This window comes from Vibrio sp. MOR3 (assembly GCF_001557775.1).
GTDB classification, from domain to species: domain Bacteria; phylum Pseudomonadota; class Gammaproteobacteria; order Enterobacterales; family Vibrionaceae; genus Vibrio; species Vibrio jasicida.
Window position 1 is genome coordinate 111,768 of the sequence record NZ_LNRD01000010.1, and the last position, 13,862, is coordinate 125,629.

Genomic DNA, 13,862 nt, shown 5'->3' on the forward strand with positions numbered 1-13,862 from the left:
ATATCAGCTAAAAAATTTAAAGCTATTCGTAGCGAAAAATACGAGAAGGAATATAACGATGGCAAAACTGAATGCCTACTTTGGCGAATACGGCGGTCAGTACGTTCCGCAAATTCTAGTTCCAGCATTGGAGCAACTAGAGCAAGCGTTTATCGACGCGCAAGAAGATCCAGAGTTCCGGAGCGAATTCATGACGCTTCTTCAAGAGTATGCGGGCCGTCCAACGGCTTTGACTCTAACTCGTAACCTAACCAAAGGTACGAAAACCAAACTGTACCTAAAACGTGAAGACTTGCTTCACGGTGGCGCGCACAAGACCAACCAAGTGTTAGGTCAAGCTCTGCTTGCGAAACGCATGGGTAAAAACGAAATCATCGCTGAAACGGGTGCAGGTCAACACGGTGTTGCAACGGCACTTGCGTGTGCGCTGCTTGGACTTAAGTGTCGCGTTTACATGGGTGCCAAAGACGTTGAACGTCAAAGCCCGAACGTATTCCGTATGAAGCTAATGGGCGCAGAAGTCATTCCTGTTCACTCGGGTTCAGCGACACTTAAAGATGCATGTAACGAAGCGCTACGCGACTGGTCTGCAACTTATGAAGACGCGCACTACCTATTAGGTACAGCGGCAGGTCCTCACCCATTCCCAACCATCGTGCGTGACTTCCAACGCATGATTGGTGAAGAAACGAAGAATCAGATTTTGGCACGTGAAGGTCGTCTTCCTGATGCGGTTATCGCATGTGTGGGCGGTGGTTCAAATGCGATTGGCATGTTTGCTGACTTCATCGAAGAAGAAAGCGTTCGCCTAATTGGTGTTGAGCCAGCAGGTAAAGGTATCGATACAGACCAACACGGTGCACCACTTAAACATGGTAAAACAGGCATCTTCTTCGGCATGAAAGCGCCATTGATGCAAGATCCAAACGGCCAAGTTGAAGAGTCTTACTCTGTTTCTGCGGGTCTTGATTTCCCTTCAGTTGGTCCACAGCACGCACACCTAAACGCAATTGGCCGTGCTGAATACGACAACGTAACAGATGATGAAGCGCTAGAAGCATTCCAAGAGATTGCACGCCATGAGGGCATCATCCCTGCACTTGAATCTTCTCACGCCGTGGCACACGCACTGCGTATGGCACGTGAGAATCCAGAAAAAGAGCAATTGCTGGTTGTTAACCTATCTGGTCGTGGTGATAAAGATATCTTCACTGTACATGCCATCCTAGAAGAAAAAGGAGCGATCTAATGAGCCGTTATGAGAAGATGTTTGCGCGCCTAAACGAAAAGAACCAAGGCGCATTTGTACCGTTCGTAACGGTTTGCGATCCAAACGCAGAGCAATCTTACAAAATCATGGAAACACTGGTTGAGTCTGGCGCAGATGCCCTTGAACTTGGTATTCCATTCTCAGATCCGCTAGCCGATGGCCCAACCATCCAAGGCGCTAACATTCGCGCGTTAGATTCAGGTGCAACACCAGACATCTGCTTCGAGCAAATTAGTAAGATCCGAGCTAAGTACCCAGACCTGCCTATTGGTCTTCTGATGTACGCGAACCTTGTTTACTCTCGTGGTATCGAGAACTTCTATGAGCGTTGCGCAAAAGCAGGCATCGATTCTGTTTTGATTGCAGATGTACCAACTAATGAAAGTGCCGAATTTGTTGCTGCTGCAGAAAAGTTTGGTATTCACCCAATCTTCATCGCACCACCAACGGCAAGTGATGAAACACTGAAGCAAGTATCAGAGTTAGGTGGCGGCTACACTTACCTACTATCTCGTGCAGGTGTTACTGGCGCAGAAACCAAAGCAAACATGCCTGTAGGTCACATGCTCGATAGACTGAACCAATTTGATGCGCCACCAGCATTACTTGGTTTTGGCATCTCTGAGCCGGCACAGGTGAAACAAGCACTAGAATCTGGTGCCGCTGGTGCGATTTCTGGCTCAGCCGTGGTGAAGATCATTGAAGCGCACGTTGAGCAACCACAAATCATGCTAGACAAGCTAAGTGAATTCGTTTCTGCTATGAAAGCAGCAACACAAAAATAACGTATTGCTACTCGCATAAATATGAGATCGATTCCTTATTTACCATTCGGAATCGATCTTTTTTTTAACATCCATTCTCTAAATTTCCCTCTTTCTTACCATATATTTTATAAACATCACCGAGTAAAAATATCAGCACGATCGATGGCAATCGTTTGCTTGTGATTAAAAAACTACCATTCATCAATGAATTCCCGATCAGTTGATAAGTTTGTACGGAAATTGTATTGCTAATTGTGAATGATAAGTGTAAAAAGCAAGGCGATATAATTATCCAAATAACAACTTTATATTGGTGGGTAATTTTAGGATTTTACATTTTATTAGCACAGAGGTTATGGAAGTGTTAAACAAAAAGAGTTTACTAAACAACATTGGCGTACAAGTCGTCATTGCAATGATCGTAGGTACTGCCGTTGGTGCCTTCATGGGTCAAAGCGCGACAGTATTTGCACCACTAGGTGCTATCTTCATTAACCTGATCAAGATGCTTGTGATCCCTCTGGTCGCAGTAGCGCTTATCTCAGGTGCAGCAGGTCTAGGCAATAGCCAATCTGCAGGTAAAGTGGGCTTGGTAACCCTAGGTTACTTTGGTCTAACGTCTGCCCTAGCTGTCGCACTAGCACTGTTTATGGGTGAAGTATTCCAACCAGGCATGGGCATCGACGTTTCTGGCGTTGAAGGTATGTTCTCAGCTGAATACGCTTCAAAAGGTGAATTACCTACTTTCTGGGCAACCATCACTGGTATGATCCCAACTAACGTTTTCCAATCACTAAACGAAGCGAACATCCTTCAGATCCTTGTGTTTTGTATGTTCTTCGGTATCGCGATTTCAAAACAAGAAAAATCACGTCGCGAGCCAATCATCAATGGTGTTAACTGCATCGTTGACGCTATGGTTTGGATGATCAACAAAGTGATGATCATTGCGCCTATCGGTGTATTTGGTCTGATGGCTGAAGCGGTAGGTACATTCGGTTTTGGTGCCCTAATGGTGGTCTTCAAACTGTTCGTCGTTTACGTAGCGGCAATCCTAGTGTTCGGCTTCGTAGTTTACCCAGCAATGGTACATATCTTCACTAAGACATCGGCGAAGAAATTCGTATCAGCAATGAAGAAGCCACAAGCAGTTGCCCTTTCTACCGCCTCTTCAATGGCAACGCTGCCTGTAACAATGGATACGTGTGAGAAAGAGTTGGGCGTAAGAAACTCAACCGCTTCATTTGTTTTACCGCTTGGCGCAACCATCAACATGTCAGGTAACGCGATTTACTACGGCCTAGTGGCAATCTTCTTTGCGCAACTGTTCAACATCGACCTAGGCATGGGCGCTTACGTTGCGATCATCGTCACTTCGACACTGGGCGCAGTAGGTCAAGCAGGTGTTCCTGGTCCTTCATTCCTAGTAGTCGCGGTACTGCTTGCTGCTGGTATTCCAATCGAAGGTCTCCCACTATTGTTTGCGCTTGACCGTATCTTCGACATGATTCGTACCGCACTAAACATCACAGGTGATGCAGCATGTGCCGTTATCGTGGATGCACTTATTGAAGAAGAAGCACAACAAACTGAGCTTCAAAAGCAAGAAGCATAATTTAAATTAACGCTCATTCAAGCCGCTCCATCGAGCGGCTTTTTTTACGATAAACCTGCCTTAGATAACCGTTTAAATAGAAACTAATGGCATATTTTGTTTTAAATGATATAAGAGCGGCATAAATAAAAAACCATAAACCTTGGCTAGGTTATCTCATGAATTTTACGTCGTCTTTAGGGGTGCTATCTGCGAGCAGCATGCCTATTGAAAAAAAGCAGCTCGCGCTGATCAATGCGGTTCTTAGTGGTTTCGATACGCAAGAACGTCAAGTTATATTCCAATCCGTTACTGACTACCGAAGAAATCAACTCATTGCACTCTTCCCAGAACATAAGGCTAAGAGCTTTTCAGTGCTGTTTGAATCGATGGACTATCGTGATTTAGTACAACGTTACCCTTCCACCTTATCGCCTTACATTACGGCGTTAGAGCTTGTCGCATCTCAGTGCTTTACGCACTGGCTGGAGTTTTGGTGTGAATGTGAAATTGCAGCAATCAAGACGAAGCCTCCTGTACAGGAAATATCTACAATAAGTACCAAACTGCCCTTTGAAGATAGCGCTTATTACGGTGCCATGATTGAACGCATAGAAGATGCTCAACTTATGGTAAAAACACCCTCTCACTCTCAAGCGATATCACTGAGTGATGCAGTCACGTTAAGTAATCTTGAGCTTTTTATACAAGGTGAAAAGTGGTACGAAATGCTGCCGTTACTGTCGCTGTCGCAAACAGGTAAGCACTTTATATTACTAAAACATCCAGACAATGAAGCGGTCCCTACCCTTGTTGCCTCTGCTTTGGTTCAGGATTGGGCTATTCACAACCGTTGGTTGAGCTACGCACCACAATTTAGCAACGAACAATGGCACTACTGTTTACCAAACCATGGGTACGAAGAACTAACGCGATTACAGCTTTTTACATCATCTACACTGTTAAAATGTTACTCTCTCCCAGAATTTGATCGCGAATTCAAGTTACTATTATCCGATACACAATCCGTGTGTGAAGTCCTGCGCTTGACAGTAAGTGGAAATGCCCAGCAGAAACTCTACTTTCTCTACCTTGCACAAAAAGAGCTTATGAACGTACTGTATCAAGCTGGTTATAAAGTAGGCTTCACCATCATTGAGCAACCTTTCATGCTCAACTTTTATCAGTCGATCGATAAGAAAGCGTATTTCCATTCTGGATATTGCGATCTCAATAATGACGGCAAAGAAACTTACCGGGGATTCTGGAATTTCGAAATGATGGTCAAAGCATTCAATCAAACCGATTTCCGCGTCTACAAACGCGCAGTGAGAGCCAACCGAAAACGAGCGTCATCCGAAAGGGATGAATATGTTTGATTTCGGTTTAGAGACAATCATCTACGCAAAAGCCATTACGCTACTTGCCACGGTAGCAGTGGTTTTTATGTGGCTGATTTACTACTGCTTTCGCTTAAAACAAAAAAACGAGGTTATCTTTGGGACGCATCACGCGCCTTACATTGCTTACTCTGTTTGCATCATTGCTTGGATAAGCAGCAATGCGTATTTCCATACCGAGCTCTTGCCTGATTTGGGGCCGGATGTCGGCATCTTTATGGCAAAGTTTGCTAACCTTGCGTCCTTCTTCGCATTTGCGTTCGCCTATTACTTTTCTTGCCAACTCTCTGCCGAGCAAAGAAAAGGCAAAGTACACCCTTGGCAACAACTGATCTTCGTCACCCTGACGGTCTACTCATTATTTATCAACTTACAACCGAACTTAACGGTAGAGCATGTCGAAATCGTTGGACCTAGTGAGTTTGTCATTGAGTTTGGCCCACAGACCTCCTACTTCTTCATAGGTTTGGTAAGTTTCGTTGTGCTCACTTTGGTCAACTTAGTCGCCATGCGCGCTAACAGCAGCAGACTAACGCTAGCCAAAACTAACTACATGATCGCAGGCATCTTGGTGTTCATGCTATCAACGGCAACCATACACCTTGGCATGACTTACTTCATGGGTGACTTTTCACTGACTTGGCTACCACCAGCGTTGTCTATCAGTGAAATGTTATTCGTAGGTTATGCGCTACTCACCTCACGTTTTTATAGCGTCAAATACCTCGCATACATGTCACTCAGCGCATTGCTCGTATGCGCGATATTCGTTTTGCCTTTAGGTGCAATCTTCATCCCAATGACAGATAGCAAACAATGGTTAATCGCCACACCAATCTGCGCCCTAATCGGCATTACTTGGCATCTGCTTTATAAACGAGTAAGCCGTTATTCATCGTTTTTGATTTACGGCAATAAGAAAACACCCGTGCAACAAATCTTAGCGCTTGAGGATGAGTTCAAACTGTCGATTGATGATGCGATGAGACGTTTGGGAATATTACTGCAAATCCCGAACGACAAGCTCCGCTTGGTGACCAGTAATTACACTGAGACATTTTACGAAGACTATTTGTCGTCAAACAAATCTGTCTTAGTATTAGACGAACTCTCTGACGAGATTGACTATGCAAGCTCATCAAAGGGCTCCGTAAAAGCCTTGTACGAAAAAATGAGTTCAAACAATACGGCTTTGGTTATGCCACTCTTCGGGCAAGGCAAATCCGTGACGCACCTATTGGTCTCACCACATAAGATCAACAATCAGTTGTTCTCAAATGAAGAGATCTCCGCGTTGCAAACCTTGCTTACACGTGTTCAAAGCACCATTGAGGCCGATCGACGTATTCGTCAAAGCCGTGCGCTGGCTAACTCAATTGCCCACGAAATGCGTAATCCTCTCGCTCAAGTTCAATTGCAATTTGAGGCTCTGAAGCAGCATATTGAAAACCAAGCGCCGATTGAGCAGATAAAAATTGACATCGAAAATGGTCAGGCGGCCATCCAACGTGGCCGTCAGTTGATTGATATCATTCTTCGGGAGGTCAGCGACAGCGCCCCTGAACATGAGCCCATTGCCCTCTCTTCAATTCATAAAGCGGTCGATCAAGCGGTCAGCCACTACGGTTTTGAAAATGAGAAGATAATTGAGAGAATTCGTTTACCACAACATACTGATTTTGTGGCCAAGCTAAATGAGACCTTATTTAACTTCGTTATTTTTAACCTCATTCGTAACGCAATTTACTATTTTGATTCCTATCCAGATAGTCAAATTGAAATCAGCACCAGTACTGGGGCTTATGAAAACGTGCTTGTATTCCGCGATACCGGTCCTGGTATCGACGAGACCATCTCTCACAAAATCTTTGACGACTTCTTCTCTTACCAGAAAAGTGGTGGTAGCGGCTTGGGGCTTGGTTATTGCCAACGCGTAATGCGTTCATTTGGCGGGAGAATTGAGTGCCACTCAAAACTGGAAGAGTTCACCGAATTTCACCTTTATTTCCCTGTTGTCCCTAATGCGCCAAAAGCTGAAACCTTACGTACGCCTTATTTCACGGATTGGAAGAATAGTCACACTGAACAAAAAGCCAAATCGAACGTACGAATAGATAAGAACGCACCAACCGTACTCATCGTTGATGATAAAGAAGTGCAACGAGCATTAGTGCAAATGTATTTAAACCAACTTGGTGTGAATAGCTTGCAAGCCAAGAACGGAGAGAATGCGGTCGAACTGTTTGAAGCTAACCACATCGATTTGATATTAATGGATGTGCAAATGCCTGTAATGAATGGATTTGAAGCCAGTGAAAAGATAAAAGCGCTATCGCCTAACACGCCGATCATTGCGCTCTCAGGAGAGTCTGGAGAACGCGAGCTTGAAATGATTGCCAAGCTCATGGATGGGCGTTTGGAAAAGCCAACGACTTTAAATGCCCTCAGGCATGTCCTGAACAACTGGCTCAACAAAGACACCGCGTCGAATTCTTTCGAAATTGAGAATGAATAATTGGCATCTGATATGCATTACTGAAGTACAAACGAATTATCCATAGATTCAAGCCCTCTCTTTATTAGCGGGGAAACTTGATAAGGAGATGACCATGATGCTTCATCGACATACTTATTACGGCTTGATTCACCACGGTATTAAAACCTTACTTTTAGACCGTGTTGGACACTATACAGAAGAAGAATACCATCAGTACCTCAACCTGATGACGGGAAAATCAACCTGCTTCACCATGTCCCATGACGAACTAGAAGCAACAGTCGATAACCTGTTACGCGAAGGCTATTTGGAGGATGTGAAAAACCTCATCACTCGTTACCAAAACGTAGCCTGAACCTCTTCGTTCTGTCCAACAAAATAGCCGCTGAATGCGGCTATTTCTTTCCTCTATATTCTATAAATATTCACATTGCCTCAGATTCCGCTAGACTGTCCTCAACTCAATAACTAGGTAGTTTTTTGCATCATGAAGCAAATCCTTGATTTTATTCCACTCATTGTCTTCTTTGTCCTATACAAGATGCACGATATCTATGTTGCGACAGGCGCGCTTATCATCGCAACGGCTATTCAAATCGTGTTGACGTTTGCTCTATACAAGAAAGTAGAAAAGATGCAATTGGTTACTTTCGCAATGGTGGCTATCTTCGGTGGCATGACCATATTTTTCCACGATGACAACTTCATCAAATGGAAAGTAACCATCATCTATGCACTGTTCGCTGTTGGCTTAGCCGTAAGTCATGCTATGGGCAAGTCCGCGATCAAAGGCATGCTTGGTAAAGAAATCACTTTGCCTGAAGCGGTCTGGACCAAAATCAACTGGGCATGGGTTGGCTTTTTCTCGTTCTGTGCCGGCCTAAACGTATACGTAGCGTTTAAGCTCCCACTCGATGTGTGGGTTAACTTCAAAGTGTTCGGTTTACTGATCGCGACATTCGCTTACATGATCGCTACGGGCTTCTACATCTACAAGCACATGCCAAAAGATCAAAAAGAGAAGAAAGAAAACTCATCCGATGTTTCGGTTGATGATTAAAAGCTCAATTTTGCTATAATCTTCTTACATTGATTATTTACAGCGACCTCAGGGTCGCTGTTTTGTTGTTTGCGCCAGAAATCTTGGTGCATTATTTGCTCCATTTTTGAGCTTAATAAAGATTGTAGGATGTCATCATGAATCAAGAAGGTCATACACCAAAAGGCCAATTATTGCTTCGCACCCTTGCTATGCCCGCTGATACTAATGCCAATGGCGATATCTTCGGCGGCTGGATCATGTCCCAACTCGACTTAGCTGGCGCGATTCTGGCTAAAGAAATCTCCTTAGGCCGAGTTGTTACTGTCTCGGTTTCTAGCATCACATTTAAAAAACCTGTCAGCGTCGGCGATGTTGTCTGCTGTTACGGAGTATGCTCAAAGATCGGCAAAACTTCGATGAGTGTAGACCTAGAAGTATGGGTGAAGCCTGTTAAAGTCGACGGTGTAGAAGAGCGCTTCATGGTTTGTGACGCCACATTCAACTATGTTGCGATCGATAGCGAAGGTAAACCACGCCCAGTTCAAAAGTAATAACTTGGTTTAATATAACGAATTGCTAGGAACAACCTCACAAATTCCATTGTTGACTTGTGAGTGGCACAAAAAAGGCGTTAAATTAGGACTTTACCCTACCAATTAAGGAAATATGCTATGTGGTACGTCATCTTTTCTCAGGACATCGAGAACTCATTAGAAAAACGTCTGAGTGTTCGCCCTCAACATCTTGAGCGCTTACAGCAACTTCAAGACGAAGGACGTCTACTCACTGCTGGTCCAATGCCAGCCATTGATTCCGATAATCCGGGTGAAGCAGGCTTTACTGGCTCGACAGTCATAGCAGAATTTTCCTCTTTGGAAGAAGCTCAAACATGGGCTGATGCCGATCCATACATTGCAGCGGGCGTTTACGAAAATGTCATCGTAAAACCGTTCAAGAAAGTGTTTTAAGTTATGAAAAAATTACTGTGTCTTTTCCTCGTATTCGGTGCACTAGCAGGTTGTTCATCAAGTGATGACAAGCAACATCAACTTGAGTTGATGGCTTCTAACCGCGCTGGTGTTCTTTCTGCAGGTTTACCGCTTGAATACGGTCCATTAAAAATCTTACGCATTTCTTCCAACAAAAATGTGGTTGAGATGATGATGATTTATAACGATGATGCGCTTGGTGCCAAGCCGTTAAATCAAGTAGTGAACACCAGTATATACACTTACTGCAATACACCAGCGGTGCGTGAGCAAATTGATATGGGCTTGATGTACCGAATCAAAGTACGCAACTCCCGCGGCCAATTAATGGCGGATGAGTTGGTGTCAGCGCAAACATGCAGCGCAGGTCAAAAAGCACAGTAATACGCGACTCAATCTTCTTGAGTTAGACGCTCGATAAAATAAAAAAGCGAGGATAGATATCCTCGCTTTTTTGTTTCTGCGGCCAGTTTGAAAAACTAAGCGCTTATACGAGTTCAGCTCTGAGCTTCTTAGCAGCAGAGACAAGGTTACCTAATGCGGCTTCGGTTTCTGCCCAATTACGCGTTTTAAGTCCACAATCAGGGTTCACCCACAAGCGTTGCGCCGGTATTTTTTCAGCTGCTTTCTTGAGTAAGCCTTCAATCCACTCCTCCGTTGGAATGTTCGGAGAATGGATGTCGTACACACCCGGACCAATTTCATTCGGATAATTAAAGTCTTCGAACGCTTTCAGCAATTCCATATTGGATCGCGATGTCTCGATTGTAATCACGTCAGCATCAAGCGCGGCAACTGAATCAATGATTTCGTTAAACTCGCTGTAGCACATGTGAGTATGAATTTGCGTTTCTGGTTTTGCGCTAGCCGCAGAGATCTTAAACGCATCGACGGCCCAATTTAGATATTCTTTATGGTCACGCTTCTTCAATGGTAAGCCTTCACGAATCGCTGGCTCATCGATTTGAATAATGTTGATACCCGCCTCTTGCAAGTCAGAGACCTCATCACGAAGTGCAAGGGCGAGCTGGTCTGCAATTTGTTTGCGAGTAATGTCTTCACGTGGGAATGTCCAACACAGAATCGTCACTGGACCGGTCAACATGCCCTTCATTTGCTTGCTGGTCAACGATTGTGCATACGTCGACCATTCCACCGTAATCGGTTTTATGCGCTCAATATCTGCGACCACAATCGCTGGTTTGACACAACGAGAACCATAGCTCTGTACCCAACCAAATTGAGTGGTTTGGAAGCCCGCCAGGTTTTCAGCAAAATACTCCACCATGTCATTACGCTCAGCCTCACCATGCACAAGAACATCAAGATCGAGCGCTTCTTGGCGTTTCACCGCATCAGCGATGTGTCCTTTCAATGCCTGTTTATAATCTGATTCTGAAAGTTGACCACTGCGGAACGCACTTCTCTGAACCCGAATTTCTCCCGTTTGTGGGAAAGACCCGATAGTCGTAGTCGGCAAGAGTGGCAAGCCAAGCACTTCAGCTTGGTGTACGGTACGCTCTTCATAAGGTGCACTGCGCTGACTGAGCGCCGCCGTGATTTGGTTCAAACGAGACTGAACGTGTGGTTTGTTAACATGTGAAGCGGCTTTACGATCTTTAATGGGTTGACTATACGTATCACAAGCTAAAATCGCATTTTGGTCTCCATCAAGCGCACGGCCAAGCAAGGCAACTTCCGTTACTTTTTGTTTGGCGAAAGAAAACCAACTTTTTACTTCTTCACTTAACTCCGTTTCTAACTCTAGGTCTACCGGGCTGTGTAGCAATGAACACGAACTGGCTACCCATAAATTGTCGCCAAGTATCTCTTTAACTGGCTGTAAGCGCTCTAATTGAGAACTTAAATCCGATCGCCACACATTACGTCCATTCACCACGCCCGCAGACAATACCCAGCCACTAGGCAGTTTTGCTACCACTTCTTCAAACTGCTCAGGCGATGCAGATAAATCGACATGAAGTCCATCAACATTAAGCTCGATGATTTTATCCAACGTGTCCGTGACCGAATCAAAATAAGTGGTTAGCAACACTTTTACGTCACTACGAATGACCTGATAAGCTAGCTTGAACGCGTCCAACCATTTACTTTCCAGCTCAAGCGAGAGAATCGGTTCGTCAATTTGTACCCATTCCACACCTTGACTAGCAAGTTTAGAAAGAATTGCTTGATACGCGGAGAGTAGCCTTGGCAATAAAGTCAAACGATCAAAATCTTCTTCCACTTCCTTACCTAGATAGAGGTAACTGAGCGGCCCAAGCAAAACAGGTTTTACTTTGTGGCCGGCTTTGACTGCCTCATTCACTTCTTCAAAAAGCTGTGGCCAACTGACTTCAAACGTATCATCCTTGCTGAACTCAGGCACAATGTAATGGTAATTGGTATTAAACCACTTCGTCATATCAGAGGCTGCCGCCCCCCCACAGTCGCAAGCAGATTGAGATTGACCACGACCGACTTTAAATAGTGTGTCTAAATCTGGAAACCCACTTGCGTGTCGCTTTGGTACATGTCCCAATAGCAATGTTGTGGTTAAGACATGATCGTACCAAGCAAAATCACCCGCAGTTGTGAAGCTCAAACCCGCCTCTGTTTGTGTGTTCCAGTTTTGTGCTCGCAAGCTTGCTCCTGCTCGCTTAAGCTCCGCCTGATCGATTTCACCACGCCAGTATTTTTCCTGAGCAAACTTAAGTTCTCGTTTTTCACCAATGCGTGGGTAACCAAGAATATGCGTTGTCGTTGCCATGTCCGTATTCCTTATTCAGTGTCTGATGTTGAGGTCAGAGCATCGAGAGAAAACCTATCAAGATGTCTGGATGGCTAAAACTATCGCTCTGGCAACCGCATTGAACAACATCCAATTATTCAACTTGTTTATTAAAAAATTTCATATTGAGCGATCTCACTCGCACTAGACTAAAACAAATGGACGTCTAGACGTTTACATATCCATTTTTTATGGGTAAGTTAATAAAGCTCATGGCAGACATAAAAGGATGAATGGGATTCATGATAGAGTTGAAACACTTACGCACACTCACTTCACTGAGGGATACGGGTTCATTAACGGCAACCGCAACCGCGTTACACCTGACGCAATCTGCCCTTTCTCATCAAATCAAAGATCTTGAATCTCGTATTGGTGGGCAGCTTTTTTTGCGCAAAACCCGCCCCGTTAAATTCACTTCAGAAGGTGAAATTTTGCTTCGTCTCGCTGATGAAATCTTGCCAAAACTCGCCAAAGCAGAAAACGAGCTTGCAAGCTTGAAAGAGGACGTGAACGGTCGTTTGCACATGGCGATTGAGTGCCACTCTTGCTTCCAGTGGTTAATGCCAGCACTGAAGGAATACCAATTAACTTGGCCAAGTGTGACGCTCGATTTCTCTTCCGGCTTCGGTTTTGAACCTCTACCAGCCCTGTTGGCTGGCGAGCTTGATTTGGTCATTACATCAGACATTCAGCCACGCTCCGAAGTCCATTATGAACCGTTGTTTGACTTCGAAATGCGCTTGATTACTTCGACTAGCCACCCATTAGCGAACAAAAACGTCATTGAGCCTGAAGATCTTGCTGATCAAACCATGCTTTCTTATCCAGTACAGAAACAAAGATTGGATGTGGTCAAACACTTCTTACACCCTGCGGGAGTTGAGCCAGCCAAGTGGAAACAAGCGGACAACACGTTAATGCTCGTACAAATGGTGTCAGCAGGATTGGGGGTAGCAGCATTACCAAATTGGGCGATTTCTGAGTTCTCGCGCCAAGGTTTGATTACCAGTATGCCTTTTGGAGAGGGGTTATGGCGTAGATTGTTCGCAGCAACACGTAACTCAGAAAAAGAGAAGCGTTACTTACAGGCTTTCTTTGCAACAGCTCGCCAGCAGTGTAAAAGCCACCTTGATGGGATCAAGATGGCTTAAAGATCGACAATTGAAACGAAACTAACGTTCGTAAGATTTAAATTGATTGGTCAGTGGGTCATATTGATAGCCAAGCATATCGAGCTTGCCCACTACCGATTCCACATCCATCTCGTACATCGATACCAACTCTTCAAAGCTATCACATTCTAAGCGCAGCTTTTCATTAACGATACCCAACAAGATAATGCTGTCCCAGTTACTTACGTTGCTTAAATCCATCGCGACACTCCTCTAAGACAAGGTATTTGACCTCAATTCCGTTGAGCACGTGCGTCAAGACTCTCTCGAAATGAATGAGGCTATAACTAAAGCGTAGACTTAATCGAATGATTTGAAAGTGAGCTCGATCTAAATC

At 44.5% G+C, this 13,862-nt stretch carries 13 protein-coding genes; 11 read left to right on the plus strand and 2 right to left on the minus strand.

The window, feature by feature from the left end:
* Positions 1–58 precede the first annotated feature (58 nt).
* From trpB to ATB76_RS18460, 10 genes are all read left to right on the plus strand, one after another.
* The gene (gene trpB / locus ATB76_RS18415; protein WP_005376781.1) at positions 59–1,249 is read left to right on the plus strand and encodes a tryptophan synthase subunit beta; all 1,191 of its coding nucleotides are present in this window, start codon (positions 59–61) and stop codon (positions 1,247–1,249) included.
* Positions 1,249–2,055: a tryptophan synthase subunit alpha gene (gene trpA, locus ATB76_RS18420; protein ID WP_061035879.1), complete on the plus strand. Its 807-nt coding sequence runs from the start codon at positions 1,249–1,251 to the stop codon at positions 2,053–2,055. Before trpB ends, trpA begins: the two co-directional genes overlap by 1 nt.
* Positions 2,056–2,392: 337 nt before the next feature.
* Positions 2,393–3,652 carry a dicarboxylate/amino acid:cation symporter gene (locus tag ATB76_RS18425; RefSeq protein WP_038871875.1) on the plus strand — a complete coding sequence of 420 codons (1,260 nt, stop codon included), beginning with the start codon at positions 2,393–2,395 and terminating at the stop codon, positions 3,650–3,652.
* Positions 3,653–3,810: 158 nt separating this feature from the next.
* Positions 3,811–5,010 (plus strand): acyl-homoserine-lactone synthase, encoded by a 1,200-nt coding sequence (locus ATB76_RS18430; RefSeq protein ID WP_061035880.1) that lies wholly within the window; start codon positions 3,811–3,813, stop codon positions 5,008–5,010.
* Entirely contained in the window at positions 5,003–7,546 is a 2,544-nt protein-coding gene (locus tag ATB76_RS18435) for a hybrid sensor histidine kinase/response regulator (RefSeq protein ID WP_061035881.1), read from the plus strand. The genes ATB76_RS18430 and ATB76_RS18435 overlap by 8 nt, the downstream gene beginning before the upstream one ends.
* Positions 7,547–7,640: 94 nt before the next feature.
* A complete protein-coding gene (locus ATB76_RS18440; RefSeq protein ID WP_038871884.1) occupies positions 7,641–7,883 on the plus strand; it encodes a hypothetical protein in 243 nt (80 codons plus the stop codon).
* 132 nt (positions 7,884–8,015) lie between these two features.
* A complete protein-coding gene (locus tag ATB76_RS18445; protein WP_038871887.1) occupies positions 8,016–8,588 on the plus strand; it encodes a septation protein A in 573 nt (190 codons plus the stop codon).
* 137 nt (positions 8,589–8,725) lie between these two features.
* Complete coding sequence (yciA, locus tag ATB76_RS18450) at positions 8,726–9,121, plus strand: acyl-CoA thioester hydrolase YciA (RefSeq protein ID WP_061035882.1); 396 nt, start codon at positions 8,726–8,728, stop codon at positions 9,119–9,121.
* A gap of 120 nt (positions 9,122–9,241) precedes the next feature.
* Positions 9,242–9,538, plus strand: a complete 297-nt coding sequence (locus ATB76_RS18455) for a YciI family protein (RefSeq protein ID WP_038871892.1) — start codon at positions 9,242–9,244, stop codon at positions 9,536–9,538.
* A gap of 3 nt (positions 9,539–9,541) precedes the next feature.
* Complete coding sequence (locus tag ATB76_RS18460; protein ID WP_038871894.1) at positions 9,542–9,943, plus strand: GspS/AspS pilotin family protein; 402 nt, start codon at positions 9,542–9,544, stop codon at positions 9,941–9,943.
* 103 nt (positions 9,944–10,046) lie between these two features.
* Here ATB76_RS18460 and metE read toward each other — a convergent pair whose 3' ends face one another.
* Positions 10,047–12,329, minus strand: coding sequence for a 5-methyltetrahydropteroyltriglutamate--homocysteine S-methyltransferase (metE, locus tag ATB76_RS18465; protein WP_061035883.1), 2,283 nt, complete (start codon positions 12,327–12,329; stop codon positions 10,047–10,049).
* 263 nt (positions 12,330–12,592) lie between these two features.
* On the opposite strand from metE, the gene metR reads away from it, so the two are divergent.
* A complete protein-coding gene (metR, locus tag ATB76_RS18470) occupies positions 12,593–13,504 on the plus strand; it encodes an HTH-type transcriptional regulator MetR (RefSeq protein ID WP_038871949.1) in 912 nt (303 codons plus the stop codon).
* Positions 13,505–13,525: 21 nt separating this feature from the next.
* Here metR and ATB76_RS18475 read toward each other — a convergent pair whose 3' ends face one another.
* A complete protein-coding gene (locus tag ATB76_RS18475) occupies positions 13,526–13,726 on the minus strand; it encodes a DUF4250 domain-containing protein (protein ID WP_005445023.1) in 201 nt (66 codons plus the stop codon).
* Positions 13,727–13,862: the final 136 nt, after the last annotated feature.